Origin of the sequence: Streptomyces sp. HNM0574, from assembly GCF_012726235.1 — a bacterium.
Taxonomy (GTDB): domain Bacteria; phylum Actinomycetota; class Actinomycetes; order Streptomycetales; family Streptomycetaceae; genus Streptomyces.
Genome location: NZ_JAASAH010000010.1, coordinates 214,445 through 227,962 on the forward strand (window position 1 = coordinate 214,445; position 13,518 = coordinate 227,962).

The following is a 13,518-nucleotide window of genomic DNA, read 5'->3' on the forward strand; positions in this document are numbered from 1 at the left end:
CCCCGGCGCGAGCGGCCTCAACCGCAGCAGCCGCCCCCGCAGCACCCGCCGCCGGCCGGCGCGGCGGGAGCCGCCGCGGCGCCGCCGACGGCGACCGTCGACAGCAGCTTCACGGTGTCGCCGTGCCCCTCGGGGCAGTCGGCGGGGGCGTTGGCCTCGGCCATCGGACGGCTCAGCTCGAAGCCGGTTCCGCATTCGCGGCAGCGGTACTCGTATCGCGGCATGCCCGCAGCCTAGCCGCCCGAGCGCACCCCCGTTCCGCACGGGGCGAGCCTCCGGAACGGGCGGCGAACTCCCCGGTCAGGAGCCGGTGTCGGCCGCGCGGTCCTGCCGGATGCGGTCCACCGTCCGCTGCACCGTCTCGCGTACGGCGTCCAGCTCGGTGAGCAGGTGCCAGTAGTCGGGGTGGCGCCCCGTGAGCGAGTCGACCGCGCGGTCGACCCGCGCCACGGCGTCGTCCAGCGGACGGGCGTGCTCCGGCTTCGGGGTGCTGCGCCCCGCCATCGCCAGCCGCTGCGCGTCCCGGATGGCGAACCGGGTGCGCTCGACCTCCTGGCTGTGGTCGAAGGAGACCTCGTTCAGCCGTTGCAGCCGGTCGCCCGCGGCCTTCACCGCCTCGTCGGTGGTGTCGAGCAGCGCCCGCACCGTCGACAGCAGCGACGTCGCCTGCGCCCACTGCTGCTCCTCGCGTGCCTTCCGCGCCTCGTCCAGCTTCTCCTCGGCCTGCCGCACCGACCGCACGGCCTCGTCCGGCACCCGCTGCAGGTCCTGCCAGCACGCCGCGCTGAACCGGCGGCGCAGTTCGCTCAGCACCGGCTCCACCTGACCGGCGCGCGTGTGCAGCGCCTGCGCCCGCGTACGCAGCGACGCCAGCCGCTTGTCCGTCTCCGCCGCGCGCTCCGGCAGCCGCCCGGCCTCGCTGCGCACCGCACCGGCCTCGTGCACCACACGGTCGGCCCGCTGCAGCGTCTCCTTGACGCCGTGCTGCGCGGCGCCCTCGTTCAGCTTCGTCAGCTCCGGCGAGAGTGCCGCCAGCCGGGCCGCCAGATCGTCGGCGCGCAGCCCCGAACTCCGGGCCGCGTCCAGCGCGTTGCTCGCCCCCAGCAGTTCCTGCCGGGCCCGCTCCACGGCCGGCGCGACGCGCGCCAGCTGGTTCTCGGCCTGCGTCAGCAGCGGTCCGAGGCTCTCGCCGAAGCGCTCCAGCTCGGCCTTCACCCGCTCCATGTCCTGCTTGGTGCGGTTCAGCTCGGCCTGCGCGCGGGAGGCAGCGGCGGCGTCCAGGCCGTCGCGGTCGAGGTCGTGGGCGTCGACGACGGTGATGTACGCGTGGCTGGCCTCGTCGATCCGCGAGCCGAAGGCCGCGAAGTCGGCGACGGCCTTGGCGGCGGCCGGGGAATCGTCGACGGCGCTCAGGGTCTCGATGGATATCCGCAGGTCACGCTGTGCGGTGTCCAGCTCGTAGAACGCGGCGGCCGCGGCGTCCTTGGCGGCCTGGGCCTCGGCCCTGCGGTTCTCGGCGCGGCCACCGCCCCAGCCCCAGCGGCGGGTCCCGCCGCCGTTCATCGCCGTCACGAACCTCTCCCGTGTGCCGCGGCCAGTTGTGGATCGGAGGTCATTCTCCCACCCGGACACAACGAACACACGGGCCGGATCGTTCACACCCTCACGAACCCGCAACCGTTTGGGCTTCCCATGGCACGGCAGGGTAGTCTGTGACCTCGTCCGCCACGGGGGCGCATAGCTCAGCGGTAGAGCGCTTCCCTTACAAGGAAGATGTCACTGGTTCGATCCCAGTTGTGCCCATCGGACGCCGCTGCTGTGAGCAGTGGGAACGGGAGCCCCGCGAAGATTCTTCGCGGGGCTCCCGTCGTGTGTGGGGGTGCGGGTCCCGTCCGGCCCCGGCGCCTGGGGTCCGCGGGGAAATGTGTACGTTACAAGCATGAGTCGTGTCATCTCGTGGGACCTGCCCGAGCCCGCCGTCGCGCGGCGGCAACCGGTGCGGTTCGGCTATGAACTCCTGCGCGGTGTCGCGCAGGTGGACTTCATGCCGAACGCGGCCTGCGGGCTCTTCTTCGTCGCCGCGCTGTTCGCCGCGGGCTGGCAGTACGGCCTGTACGGGCTGCTCGGCACCGCCGTCGGCACCGCGGCCGCGTACGCGCTCGGCGTCGACCGGGAGCGGATCGGCGCGGGGCTCGAAGGGTTCAACGGGTGCCTCGTCGCGGTGGCGTTCGCGTCCTTCCTCGGGCCCGGCCACGCCTCCACCTGGCTGCTCGCCGTCGCGGGCGCCCTCGGCGCGGCCGTGGTCACCGGTGCGCTGGTGCACCTGCTGCGGCCCTGGGCGATGCCGACGTTCACGCTGCCGTTCTGCCTCGTCGCCAGCGTCGTCACCATCGCGGCGCCCGGCTTCCAGCGGATATGGCACGGCGGTTCGGCGCTCGCCGCGCTGCCGCGTACCGCCTCGGGCTCCTCCGCGCTCGACTGGTCGGGGCTGGCGCACGCGCTGCTCGCCAACGTCGGGCAGATCTTCCTCATGCCGCAGTGGTACGTGGGGCTGCTGTTCCTCCTCGGGCTGTTCGTCGCGGACGTCTACGTCGGGCTGACGGCCTGCCTCGGCAGCGTCGTCGGCGTCGTCACGGCCTGGGCGCTCGGAGCTCCGGCCGACGGGGTCGCGCACGGCCTGCTGGGCTACAACGCCGTCCTGGTCGCCATGGCGCTGGGCGCCGTCTTCCTGGAGCGCGGGCCGTGGAGCCTCGGCTACGCCGTCGTCGGCGCCGCGGCCTCCACGGTGCTGACCGTCGCCGTCACCTCGTTCTTCGCCCCGTTCGGCGGCCACACCCTCACCTGGCCCTACATCCTCACCACCCTCTTCTTCCTGGCCGCCGTCCCCGGCTTTCCCCGGCTGCGCCGGAAGTGACGCGCCGGGGCGCCGAGTTCCGGGCGCCCTTCGCGTGCACAGTTCCGTAGGGAGCCGCGACGGGCGGTGCAGTGAGGAGGACGGACATGGCGGACGGGTGCCACGTCGCCGGCCGGGCCACCGCGGCCGACATGGACGCGCTGCTGGCGCTGCGGGCCGAGGCGGAGGCGTGGCTGGCGAGCGCGGGGATCGACCAGTGGCGCGCGCCGGGCTTCCGCGACCGCGCGCTGGCCAAGTGGCGCGCCGACGTGGAGCAGGGGCGTACCTGGCTGGTGCGGGACGGGGCGGGCGCCGTCGCCGCGACGGTGACGCTCGCGCCGGCCGACCCGGACTTCTGGTGCGAGGACGACCGGCCGGGGGACGCGGTGTACGTCGCCAAGCTGATCACCGCCCGCGCGTTCGCCGGTGCCGGGCTGGGCGGGCGGGTCCTCGACTGGGCGGGACTGGCCGCTCGCCGCGCGGGCCTCGGCTGGGTGCGTCTCGACTGCTGGCGGTCCAACACCGCGCTGCAGGAGTACTACCTGGGGCAGGGCTTCCGCCACGTACGGACGGAGGCGCCCGCGCACCGGCGGTCCGGCTGGCTGGCGCAGCGCCCCGCGGAACTGGTGCTCCATCCGGAACGGCGCCTCGGCACCGCACCGTCCGGCCGCTGACCGCCCGCCGCCGGAACGGCCGACGGCGGTACGGCAGGCGTCACTTGGGGCCGTGGGTCACTCGGACTGCTGGGCGGCCGCCGCCGTGCTGGAGAGTGCCTTGAGGAAGTAGCCGACGCCCTGTCCCGTCTCGTGGAGCGCGTCGGCGTCGGGGGCGGTGATCCGGTCGTCCTTGAGGATCGCGCTGCTGTCCCCGTCGGCGTGTGCGGGGTTGGCGACGACGGCGGTCAGGCAGGCGGCTGCTCCGACGAGCAGGGTTCCGGCGGTGGCGCGCATGGGGTACCTCGCGGGGTGTCGTGTGCGGATGACGGCACACGGCAAACCGGAACCGGCCCCCGAGGGGCACGCGACGGACGGCGAACCGGGCGAAAACAGCCCGATCGGGCCACCTTGTCCGACTCCCGGAGCGGGCGTCAGGGCGCGGGACGCGGCGCGGGCAGCTCGGCGGGGACGACGGGCGGGACGCTCTCGGGCGCGTCCGTGAGGCCGGCGGGCTCCGGCGCCGGCGTCCGGCGCAGGAAGTACGCGGCCACCGAACCGGCGACGACGAGGGCGAGCACCGAGACGGCCGTCCCGAGCCAGGAGGCGCCGAGCCAGCGGCTGCCGAAGTAGCCCAGGCTCACGCTGTACGCCGCCCAGGCCAGGCCCGCGAGCGCGGACCACGGCACGAACTCCTTCGCGCGCCGGTGCGCCGTCCCCGCCATGAGGCTGACGACGGACCGTCCGGCCGGAGCGAAGCGGGCCAGGACGACGAGCACGCCGCCGCCGCGCGTGAGCGCCTGGCCGAGGCGCTGCTGGGCCGTACTCAGCCTGCGGGAGCGGGAGATGGCGCGGCCGAAGCGGTCGCCGCCGCGCCGGGCCAGCCGGTAGGCGACGACGTCACCGAGGACGGAGGCGGCCGTGGCGCACAGCACGAGCGCGAGCATGCCGACGGGGCCGGCGAGATGGTGGGCCTCGGCCGCGCGTCCGGCGCGGGACGGGAGGTCGGCCGCGTCCGCCGCCGTGGTCCCGGCCACGGCGGTCGCGGCGGTGATGACGAGGACGCCGCTGGGCAGCAGCGGGAGGAAGACGTCGAGGACGACGGACGCGGCGATGATGCCGAAGATCCACGGGGACCCTGTCACCGTCCCGAGGGTTTCGAGCACGTCGACCCCGTTCCTCCACGCCCCCGAGATCCTGCGCGGCGCTTCAGCGCCACTTGCCGCCGTACAGCGTACGCCCGGGGTGCTCACCCGGACGCGCCGGGCGCGGGTGGTGTCGGTCTCAGGGGCTTACGCGATACGGATGCACCGCTGACGCCCGCCCGGCCCGTGCCGAGGCACCGGCCGGCGTCGTTGACGGACAGTGCCCCGGGACGGGGTCCGGAGTGAGCCACCCGTCGTGACCGGGGCCACGGATTTCGTCTCTCCGTCCCGGAGGGAGGCCCGGTTCCGCGAGGCGGCGGGCGCGGCACCATCCGGAGCGTGAGAAGGAGACGAGATGGCAGCAGGGAAAGCGACCGCGGTGGCCGCCGCGGTGGCGGCGATGGCGGCGGCCGCGACGGTGACGGTCGGCCCGGGCGTGGCCGGGGCGCAGTCCCCGCACGCGGCGGGCCCGGGAGGCGGCGGCACGGGCGCGCCCGTGACCGGCTCGGCGCACGCGGGGGAGGGCGGTGACGTGCGCTCCGGGACGAAGGGCGACACCTTCTGGCTGACGGCGCACGGCAAGTTCGCGCGCCCCGGCGCGGGCGCCACCCCGCCCGCGGTGACGTACGACACCCGCGCCGTTCCCGAGGGCGCGCGGATCGCCGTCGCGCAGCGCTCCGAGGCCGGCCGGACGAAGGTGGCGGTCAAGGTGAGCGGCCTGGAGCCGAACCGTACGTTCGGCGCCCATGTGCACACCAAGCCCTGCGCTGACGTGCCGGACTCCTCGGGGCCGCACTACCAGAACCGGAAGGACCCGGTGCAGCCCTCGAAGGACCCCGCGTACGCGAACCCCAGGAACGAGGTCTGGCTCGACATGTCGACGGACGCGAAGGGCCGCGCCTCGGCGAAGTCCGGGAACGACTGGAACTTCCGCAAGGGCGGGGCGCGTTCCGTGGTGATCCACGAGCACGCCACGCACACCGGGCACGGTGAGGCGGGCGTCGCGGGGGACCGGCTGGCCTGCTTCTCGGTGCCGTTCGGCAGGTGAGCGGGTGACCGGCGGGCGGGGTGGGGGCGAGTGGCCCCCGCCCCGCCCGCCGTCGTGTGCCTCAGGCGCGGACGGGGTGGCCGTCGCGGGGGCGGCTGCGGTGGCGTCCGTCGGCGGGGGCGCCGTACTCCTCACCGCCGCGGCCGCGGGAGATGAGGCGGTCGACGGAGAGCGCGCCGGCGCCGGTGAAGATCAGCAGGAAGAAGGCCCAGCAGAAGAGCGCGGCGGGCTCGCCGCCGTTCTGCAGCGGCCAGAGCCCCTCGGACTGGTGCCCGACGAAGTACGCGTACGCCATCGAGCCGGAGGCGAGGAACGCGGCCCCGCGGGTGCCGAGTCCGAGCAGTACGAGACCGCCGCAGACGAGCTGGATGACGGCCGCGTACCAGCCGGGCCAGACGAGCTGGGGGGCCGTTCCGTGCGGGCTGCCGGGGACGCCGAAGAGCGAGGAGAAGCCGTGGCAGGCGAAGAGCCCGCCGATCACGACGCGGTACGCGGCCAGGGCGTACGGCTGGGTGGCGCGGGTGAACGGTGCTGCGGGGACAGGGGAGTTGACCGCATCGGGCATGCGTGCTCCTTCTGAAGTGGGGGACCAGAGCGCCGCACGTTAAGGATTACCTCACTACACTTGTGAGTTCAATCTTTGCTGCGGTCTGCACCTTCCCGCTCTCCGCCGCCGACTGCCCCGCTCGCGGCGCCGGTTGACGCTCCGTCCGCGCTCCCTCCGGTGTTCCCGCCCGCACCGAACTCCCGGGAACGCAGGCGCGGAGCGCCGCGCGGGCCACGGCGTCCGTGTCGGTCAGCGTCACGGAGTTGACGCCGGGACGGGCGCCCGCGGCCGTGACCCAGTGGACGCCCTCCGTCGGCACCCCCACCGCGAACCGGCGTGCGTGGGCCCGCCCCTGTGCGTCGACGAGGTGGAACGGGCGCGGGGTGACGTCGAGTCCGTCCGTCTCGTAGCCGTCGGCCGTGTGCGGGCGGCAGCCGCCGGACTCCAGCAGCGCGCGGAGCAGCGGGTCGGCGGTGCGGCGGAGGGAGGGCTCCGGCAGCCGGGCCTCGATCAGCGCGTGCGCCGTGACGCGCGATCCGGGCACCAGCGGGGAGTGCGCCGTGAACCCGTCCGGGCCCGGCTCCACCTCCAGCCGCGGCCCGACGACGTCCAGGACGCCCGCCTCCATCAGCGCGGCCATCTCCTCGACGCGGCGGCGCGGCGGGCCGATGGAGAGGAACGCGTTGAGCGGCGTGTACCAGCGGTCCAGGTGGTCGCGGCGCGAAGTGCCGCGCAGCCCGCCGTGGTCCACTATCCCGCGCAGTTCGTTGCGCAGGTCCCGCAGGACGTCGAGGGCCGCCTTCACCGGACTGCTGACGTTGCCGCACCGCGCCTGCGCCACGTCCCGGCGCAGCACCCCGAGCAGCCACGCGCGGAACGCCTCGGGGGAGGCGAACTCCCCGTCGTCCGGGGCCCCGTGCGCGCCCCGGGCCGGGCGGCAGGGCGTCGCCAGCGCGTCCCAGTCCCAGCGCTCCGTGCGCGCGAAGCCGAACGCGTCGAGCACCGCAGCCTCTTCGGCGCCGCCGTGCGCGGTACGCGGGAAGCGCGCGCGGAAGGCGGCGCGCTGTTCCGGGTCCGCCAACCGTGCCGCGTAGTGCACGGTTTCGACCTCCTTCGCGACCAGCGGCCACACGTCACGGAGGAAGTCCGGCGGGTCACCGGCCCCGGCGCGCCGCCGGAAGTCCGCGATCACCTCGGGCGTGAGCAGCAGCGGGGTGTGCCGCCCGTGCGCGCCCTTCTCGTTGTCACCGCGCGCGTGGTACGGGACGCCGCGCCGCGAACCCGCGAGGAGCCGCGGCTCGCGGCCCGAGGGGACGTACCGCAGCCCGGACGCGTCCTCGCGGACGAAGCGGCCGCCGCGTCCGGTCGTCAACAGGGCCATGTGGTCGAAGAAGTTGAGCCCCAGACCGCGCAGCAGCACGGGACGGCCGGGGGCCAGCGCGTCCAGTGCGGCGGTGACGTCCGCCGGGTTGGCGGGCGGCAGGTAACGCAGCCCGCGCTCGCGCGCGTACGCGGCCAGCCGCCGTTCGGTGGCGTCCGGTTTGGTGGGCAGGTGGCCCTGGGCGAGGAGGACGGCGGAGAGGCCGGTCAGGCGGGTGCCGTCGGAGAGTTCGAGGGTCTGGAGGGGCGCGCCGGCGCGGGCGTGCTCCGCGCCCGTCTCGTCGGCCAGGCGGACCGCGCGTGCCGGGTGCACCGTGACGGTCACCCCGTGCGGCGCGGTGCGGACGGTTTCGGCGAACACCCATTCCAGATAACGGCCGTAGAGCGTCCGGCTCGGATAGTCGTCGGGCCCGAGCGCCCCGGAAGCCGTCCGCTCGTGCCACTCGTGCAGGCTCGGCCCCGGACGTACGGGGCCCTCCATCTCGACGCTGTCGTCGGTGAAGAGGGTGACCTGGGACGCCACCGTGTTCATCAGCAGCCGCTCCGGCTGCCCCGTACGCCACACGCGCCCCGCGCCGGGCGGGGAGGGGTCGACGACGTGGAGGGTCAACCGGTCGCCCGGGGGCAGCAGTCGGGGAGCCGAGGCACAGACTCTCTCCACCAGGCTCGCCCCGCGCGGTCCGGAACCGACGACGGCTATGGCGTGGTGCTGTGCCACGTTTTCTCTCTCCCGGGGAAGGTGTCGCGCGAGGCCGTGAGCCGCCCATCATGCCGCCCGGGAACGCCGTTTCCGAGCGTCAGCCCCCGGTGTGGGATTGCTCACCCGGCCCCGCGGGCGGGCCCGTTCCGGAGCTCAGCGTCCGGTCCAGCACCCGGTGCAGCCGGGAGCGGTGCGCGAGCGCCGTGGCGCCCGAGGCGCTGCCGGTGGCGGAGCTCGGCGGGAGGGCGTCCCGGACCTCGGCGGGGCCGCTCCCCTCGGAGGGCCTGGCCTGGTCGAGGGCCAGGTGCGCGGAGCGGTCGCGGAGGCTCAGCGTCATCAGCTGGTTGCCGAACCACGGGCCACCGGTGCGGCGCCAGGTGAACGGACGGCGGCCGGTCCTGCCGTGCCAGGCCAGCAACGTGCCCAGCACGCGCCCCGCACCGCTCCAGCCGAACCGGAACCCGGCGCGCATGAAGGCCGGAATGCTGTTGTGCATGGGGGAGCAGGTCAGTTGCAGCACCCGGGAGGAGACCCGTCCGGTGAACTCCGGCTCGGCGACGTACGCGTGGTGCACGTCCCCCGAGAGCACGCACACCGTCGCCGGCGCCGCGTCGCCCGAGGCCACCTCCTCGACCAGTGCGGACAGTTCGCGGAAGGAGCGCGGGAACGCCGACCAGTGCTCCAGATCGGCGGCCCGGCGCACGCGTTCGCCCAGGCGCGCGAGGCGGTCGCCCCGCGCGCCCGCGCACAGTGCCGCGTTCCACGTCTCCGCGTCGTGGATGGCGGGCGGGAGCAGCCAGGGCAGCGAGGTGCCGATGAGCAGGTGGTCGAAGCCGTCCCGGCCGCCGTCCAGGGCCTGTTCGCGCAGCCACGCCATCTCGCTGTCCCGGAGCATCCCGCGCTCCTGCTCGGCCAGCCGGCGCGCGCCCCGGGTGTCGGCCATCAGCAGCCGCACCCTGCCGAAGTCCCGGCGGTAGCTCCAGCGGACGGTGCGCGGGTCGTCCTCGGCGCGGGCGACGAAGTCGTACAGCAGCTTGGTGCCGTCCTCCGCCTCGCGTATCGCCGCGAACAGCGGGTCCTCGGCCAGGGTGCCGGGGGAGAGGTTGCCCAGGTGCTGGTAGACCCAGTACGAGCTGAGCCCGCCGAGGATGCGGTCCCGCCACCAGGAGGTGGCGCGGATGTCGCGCTGCCAGGCCTCACTGGTGTTCCAGTCGTCTATGACGTCGTGATCGTCGAAGATCATGCAGCTGGGCACCGTGGAGAGCAGCCAGCGGACCTCCGGATCGAGCCACGACTCGTCGTAGAGCTCGGTGTACTCCTCGAAGTCGGCCACCTGGTCCCACGGCGGCTCCGCCAGATCGCGGCGCCTGGCCAGCCGGGAGCGGACCTTCTCCGAGGTCTCGTCTGCGTACACCTGGTCCCCCAGGAGCAGCAGGACGTCCGGGCGCGGGCCGCCCGCGAGGGCCTGCTGGGCGAGGGCGTCGAGCGCGTCGGGGCCGACGGGGTCGTGCGAGCTGTGCGCCGGGCGGGAGGCCCAGCGGCAGGAGCCGAAGGCGAGCGTGACGTCCGTGGTGTCGGGGACGGGCGTCCGGATGGTGCTCGGGGGGAAGGGGGAGCCGGGCAGCGGCCACACCCGCTCGCCGTCGAGCAGCAGCTCGTACGGCGTCTCGCTGCCGGGCTCCAGGCCGACGACGGTGATCAGCGCGTAGTGGTGTCCGCAGATCTGCCAGGTACGGGCGCTGCCGCCGGCGGTGCCCTCCGTGCAGCGCACCTCCGCCTCGGCCGGCCCGTCGGTCTCGACCCAGACGGTCGCCGTGTCCTCGTCGACGTACCGCAGCAGCGGCCCCAGGCGCAACGCAGTCATGTGCAGGTCCCTCCTCCGTCGCCCCGCACGCTACGGAACGACGGAGGGGACCGGCGAGTTTCCGGCCCGGCTTTCCGGTCACGAGCAGCGGTTTTCCGGCCACGGGAAGTGGCCCTCCACTACGCGTGGTGGACGGACGGCCGCGCGGGGAAACCGGTTCAGCAGGTGCCGAGCGCCTTGGTGAGCGCGGCCTTCTCGTCCGCGTCGACGGTCAGACCGTGCGCGTCCTTCGCCCAGATCCAGATCCGCGCGTACTCGCAGTGGTAGTCCGTCTTCGACGGCATCCAGGAGGCCGGGTCCTTGTCGCCCTTCTCCTGGTTGACGTTGTCGGTGACGGCCAGCAGCTGCGAGGTCTCCAGGTCGTTGGCCAGCGCCTGGCGCTTGTCCTGGGTCCACTCGCTGGCGCCGGAGCGCCACGCCTCGGCGAGCGGCACGACGTGGTCGATGTCCACGTCGCCCGGCTCCGTCCACTTCCCGCCGTCGTAGGGGCTGGTCCAGGTGCCGCTCGTCGGGTAGCAGTCCGAGCCGGTCTCGACGCCCTCGCCGTCCCGCTTGAGGACGGCCTCGCGGGTGTTGCAGCCGTCGCCCTGGTCGATCCAGTGCGGGAACTTGTCGCGGTCGTAGCCGTCGGAGGAGCCCTCCTCCTTCTCGGTCAGCCCGTCGAGCATCTTCGTCGCCTCTTCGGCGCTCGGCGGGGCGGGCGGTTCGGCCTGGGCCGAGCCGCCGGTGACGAACAGCAGGAGGCCGGCGCAGAGCGCGGCGAATGCGGTGAAGACGGCCGACCTGCGTCGACGCGCGTAGAGCCTCTGGCGTATGCGCGGCATACGAACTCCCTTGGTGTGGGGGGATGTTGAGAGGTGGTGTCTCATGCTGCCCGTGCCGGGTTTCGCTCCGGCGGTGGGCAGGTAACAGGGTGGCGACATGTGCACGTCACTTCAAGCCTCTGGTGCTCCGTCAGCTGATTCCGGTCGCCCCGCCGGTCCGTCACGCGGCGTCCGACGTGCTGTGTCCGCCGCGGGACCCCGCGAGGCGGACACAGCAAAGAATCCCCAACCCGCCTCACCCGCATGCCTCCTGACCCCCTATAGGGTCAACCCCGGTGTTGGCCGCTGACTCCCTCCTGCCCGTCACTCCGGTCCTCGGGGCCGTCCTGGTGGCGCTGTTGCTCGTGGCCGTCACACTCGCCTCGTTCGCCCGTCTGACCCAGGACGACGGACGCCCCTACGCGCGGGCGATGCTCACCGCCGGACTGCGTGCGGCCCTCCAACTCGCCGCCGTCTCCTTCGTGATCGGCTGGGTGACGGGCGCGCTGCCGACGCTGCTGGCGTTCGTCCTGCTGATGCTCGCCGTCGCGGTCAGGACGGCCGGACGGCGCATCACCGCCAACCGCACCTGGTGGTGGGCCGCGCTCCCGGTGACCGCCGCCGTCGTCCCCGTCGTGAGCCTGCTGCTGCTCACCGGGCTGGTGCCGCTGCGCGGGGTCGCGCTCATCCCCGTCGCCGGAATCCTCACCGGGGGCGCGCTCACCGCGACCGTGCTGGCCGGGCGGCGCGCGCTGGAGGAGCTGACGGTGCGGAACGGTGAGGTGGAGGCCGGCATGGCGCTGGGGCTCCTGCCCCGGGAGGCGCGGCTGGAGGTCGCCAGGACGGCGGCGGCCGGCGCCCTGGTGCCCGGCCTGGACCAGACGCGGACCGTCGGGCTCGTCACGCTGCCCGGCGCGTTCGTCGGGATGCTGCTCGGCGGGGCCTCCCCGCTGCTGGCCGGGGCGGTGCAGCTGTTCGTGCTGGTGGCGCTGATGGCGGTGCAGGTGACCTCGGTCGCAGTGGTGCTCGAACTCGTCGCCCGGGGTCTGCTGCATCGCGTAGAGTCGACCGAGTCAGAAGGGGAGTAGCTCTTCGCCGGACCGTCGACACACTGGGCAGCGCGACTGCCCCGGCGCCCGGAGCGAGGCTCACCGGACAGGCACGGACCGCCGCGGGCGGCCGCCCGCCGTCCTCCGAGCACCGCCAGCGAGACCTTCGGCCGCAGTGTCCGTATGTTTACGACGCTGCCGTGCCGAAGTGTGTCCAGCGACGGTGCGGCAGCCCGACCCGATGAGGGACCTTCGTGATCAGCATCACCGTCCTCGCCGTCGTCTTCGGCGTGGTCTTCCTCGCCGAACTGCCCGACAAGACCGCACTGGCCGGGCTCATGCTCGGCACCCGCTACCGCGCGAGCTACGTCTTCGCCGGGGTGGCCGCCGCGTTCGTCGTGCACGTCGCGCTCGCCGTCGCCGCCGGCAGCGTGCTGACCCTCCTGCCGCACCGGCTCGTCCAGGGCATCGTCGGCGTCATGTTCCTGATCGGCGCCGCCGTGCTGCTGTTCAAGAAGGACGACGGGGACGACGAGGAGGTCGCCTCGCCCGCCGACCAGTCGTTCTGGAAGGTGGCCGGAAGCGGCTTCATGCTCATCCTGGTCGCGGAGTTCGGCGACCTGACGCAGATCATGACCGCGAACCTCGCCGCCCGCTACGACGACCCGCTCTCCGTGGGCCTCGGCGCCGTGCTGGCGCTCTGGGCGGTCGCCGGACTCGGCATCGTCGGCGGGCGGACGCTCATGAAGTTCGTCCCGCTCAAGCTGATCACCAAGGTCGCGGCAGGACTCATGATCGCCCTCGCGGGATTCAGCCTGTACGAGGCCGTCGCACCGTGAGCGTGAGGCCGGCCCGGCGCTCCCGTGCGGTGCGTGGCGGCCGGCCGGATCAGCGTGCCGCCCTGGCCGCTGTGGCCGCCTCCAGGGCGCGCCGGGTGGCCTCGCCGTAGATGCCGTCGCCGTCCCGGGTGATCCCGTGGGCGCGCTGGTAGCGGGCGACCGCGCGCCGGGTCTCGGCGTCGAAGAGCCCGTCGGCGGCGATCGTGCGCCGCAGCACCCGGTTCAGCCGCCGCTGGAGGTCCGTGACGTCCGCGCCCTGTGAGCCCGCGCTGAGCAGCGTCCGGGAGGGCGCGGGGCGGGGGCGGGCCTCCCGGTTTCCGGGGCTCTCGCCGGTACGCGGGACGGCCGCCGGGCGGGACGGTCCCGTTCCGGGCGTGCGCGCGGGAACGCCGGTCGGCCGGGCCGCCGCGGCCGCCGGGTGCCGGCCCTCGGGCCCGCCGTACCGGCCCGTCACCGAGCCGGGCGGGCGGCTGTGCGCGGGGTCCGCCCGCTCGGGCGGGGCGAGGGGCGTGCCGGGCGCCGCGCTGGGGAGCCGTCTCGCCTCGGGCGCCCCGGCGCCCGGCGGCGCGAGGATTCCGGCCGCCGCCAGGGCGCCGC

General features: G+C 74.5%; 14 protein-coding genes and 1 tRNA gene. 6 read left to right on the forward strand and 9 right to left on the reverse strand.

Annotated features, from left to right (window positions below; genetic code table 11):
• Positions 1 to 17 precede the first annotated feature (17 nt).
• On the reverse strand, positions 18 to 224 hold the full coding sequence (locus HCC30_RS18780; protein ID WP_169443749.1) for a zinc ribbon domain-containing protein: 207 nt from the start codon (positions 222 to 224) through the stop codon (positions 18 to 20).
• 76 nt (positions 225 to 300) lie between these two features.
• Positions 301 to 1,563 (reverse strand): hypothetical protein, encoded by a 1,263-nt coding sequence (locus tag HCC30_RS18785; protein WP_206324029.1) that lies wholly within the window; start codon positions 1,561 to 1,563, stop codon positions 301 to 303.
• A 168-nt stretch (positions 1,564 to 1,731) separates the two neighbouring features.
• Between HCC30_RS18785 and HCC30_RS18790 the strand changes: the two genes are divergently transcribed.
• The 3 genes from HCC30_RS18790 to HCC30_RS18800 all read left to right on the forward strand — a co-directional run bounded on the left by HCC30_RS18790 (position 1,732) and on the right by HCC30_RS18800 (position 3,567).
• Positions 1,732 to 1,803 (forward strand) — tRNA-Val (locus HCC30_RS18790).
• 136 nt (positions 1,804 to 1,939) lie between these two features.
• On the forward strand, positions 1,940 to 2,914 hold the full coding sequence (locus HCC30_RS18795; protein WP_169443751.1) for an urea transporter: 975 nt from the start codon (positions 1,940 to 1,942) through the stop codon (positions 2,912 to 2,914).
• A gap of 86 nt (positions 2,915 to 3,000) precedes the next feature.
• A complete protein-coding gene (locus HCC30_RS18800) occupies positions 3,001 to 3,567 on the forward strand; it encodes a GNAT family N-acetyltransferase (protein WP_169443752.1) in 567 nt (188 codons plus the stop codon).
• Positions 3,568 to 3,624: 57 nt separating this feature from the next.
• Here HCC30_RS18800 and HCC30_RS18805 read toward each other — a convergent pair whose 3' ends face one another.
• Positions 3,625 to 3,843, reverse strand: coding sequence for a hypothetical protein (locus tag HCC30_RS18805; protein WP_169443753.1), 219 nt, complete (start codon positions 3,841 to 3,843; stop codon positions 3,625 to 3,627).
• Between the two features lie 137 nt (positions 3,844 to 3,980).
• Positions 3,981 to 4,712 (reverse strand): VTT domain-containing protein, encoded by a 732-nt coding sequence (locus tag HCC30_RS18810; RefSeq protein WP_169443754.1) that lies wholly within the window; start codon positions 4,710 to 4,712, stop codon positions 3,981 to 3,983.
• Between the two features lie 334 nt (positions 4,713 to 5,046).
• Between HCC30_RS18810 and HCC30_RS18815 the strand changes: the two genes are divergently transcribed.
• On the forward strand, positions 5,047 to 5,739 hold the full coding sequence (locus HCC30_RS18815; RefSeq protein WP_169443755.1) for a superoxide dismutase family protein: 693 nt from the start codon (positions 5,047 to 5,049) through the stop codon (positions 5,737 to 5,739).
• 61 nt (positions 5,740 to 5,800) lie between these two features.
• Here HCC30_RS18815 and HCC30_RS18820 read toward each other — a convergent pair whose 3' ends face one another.
• The 4 genes from HCC30_RS18820 to HCC30_RS18835 all read right to left on the reverse strand — a co-directional run bounded on the left by HCC30_RS18820 (position 5,801) and on the right by HCC30_RS18835 (position 11,054).
• Positions 5,801 to 6,304, reverse strand: coding sequence for a DoxX family protein (locus HCC30_RS18820; RefSeq protein WP_169443756.1), 504 nt, complete (start codon positions 6,302 to 6,304; stop codon positions 5,801 to 5,803).
• Positions 6,305 to 6,350: 46 nt separating this feature from the next.
• Positions 6,351 to 8,384 carry an FAD/NAD(P)-binding protein gene (locus HCC30_RS18825; RefSeq protein WP_169443757.1) on the reverse strand — a complete coding sequence of 678 codons (2,034 nt, stop codon included), beginning with the start codon at positions 8,382 to 8,384 and terminating at the stop codon, positions 6,351 to 6,353.
• Positions 8,385 to 8,463: 79 nt separating this feature from the next.
• On the reverse strand, positions 8,464 to 10,230 hold the full coding sequence (locus tag HCC30_RS18830; protein ID WP_169443758.1) for an alkaline phosphatase D family protein: 1,767 nt from the start codon (positions 10,228 to 10,230) through the stop codon (positions 8,464 to 8,466).
• Positions 10,231 to 10,388: 158 nt separating this feature from the next.
• Positions 10,389 to 11,054, reverse strand: a complete 666-nt coding sequence (locus tag HCC30_RS18835; RefSeq protein WP_169443759.1) for an HNH endonuclease family protein — start codon at positions 11,052 to 11,054, stop codon at positions 10,389 to 10,391.
• Positions 11,055 to 11,329: 275 nt separating this feature from the next.
• Between HCC30_RS18835 and HCC30_RS18840 the strand changes: the two genes are divergently transcribed.
• Positions 11,330 to 12,121 carry an ABC transporter permease gene (locus HCC30_RS18840; protein ID WP_346776685.1) on the forward strand — a complete coding sequence of 264 codons (792 nt, stop codon included), beginning with the start codon at positions 11,330 to 11,332 and terminating at the stop codon, positions 12,119 to 12,121.
• Positions 12,122 to 12,336: 215 nt separating this feature from the next.
• Positions 12,337 to 12,921 carry a TMEM165/GDT1 family protein gene (locus tag HCC30_RS18845; protein WP_169443760.1) on the forward strand — a complete coding sequence of 195 codons (585 nt, stop codon included), beginning with the start codon at positions 12,337 to 12,339 and terminating at the stop codon, positions 12,919 to 12,921.
• Between the two features lie 49 nt (positions 12,922 to 12,970).
• Here HCC30_RS18845 and HCC30_RS18850 read toward each other — a convergent pair.
• The coding region (locus HCC30_RS18850; RefSeq protein ID WP_169443761.1) for a peptidoglycan-binding domain-containing protein at positions 12,971 to 13,518 on the reverse strand (548 nt) is incomplete at its 5' end.

Bases quoted from the DNA above. Each gene is read 5' to 3' on its own strand.
- HCC30_RS18780 (WP_169443749.1), bottom strand. From the start codon at position 224: ATGCCGCGATACGAGTACCGCTGCCGCGAATGCGGAACCGGCTTCGAG.
- HCC30_RS18785 (WP_206324029.1), bottom strand. From the start codon at position 1,563: ATGAACGGCGGCGGGACCCGCCGCTGGGGCTGGGGCGGTGGCCGCGCC.
- HCC30_RS18795 (WP_169443751.1), top strand. From the start codon at position 1,940: ATGAGTCGTGTCATCTCGTGGGACCTGCCCGAGCCCGCCGTCGCGCGG.
- HCC30_RS18800 (WP_169443752.1), top strand. From the start codon at position 3,001: ATGGCGGACGGGTGCCACGTCGCCGGCCGGGCCACCGCGGCCGACATG.
- HCC30_RS18805 (WP_169443753.1), bottom strand. From the start codon at position 3,843: ATGCGCGCCACCGCCGGAACCCTGCTCGTCGGAGCAGCCGCCTGCCTG.
- HCC30_RS18815 (WP_169443755.1), top strand. From the start codon at position 5,047: ATGGCAGCAGGGAAAGCGACCGCGGTGGCCGCCGCGGTGGCGGCGATG.
- HCC30_RS18820 (WP_169443756.1), bottom strand. From the start codon at position 6,304: ATGCCCGATGCGGTCAACTCCCCTGTCCCCGCAGCACCGTTCACCCGC.
- HCC30_RS18830 (WP_169443758.1), bottom strand. From the start codon at position 10,230: ATGACTGCGTTGCGCCTGGGGCCGCTGCTGCGGTACGTCGACGAGGAC.
- HCC30_RS18835 (WP_169443759.1), bottom strand. From the start codon at position 11,054: ATGCCGCGCATACGCCAGAGGCTCTACGCGCGTCGACGCAGGTCGGCC.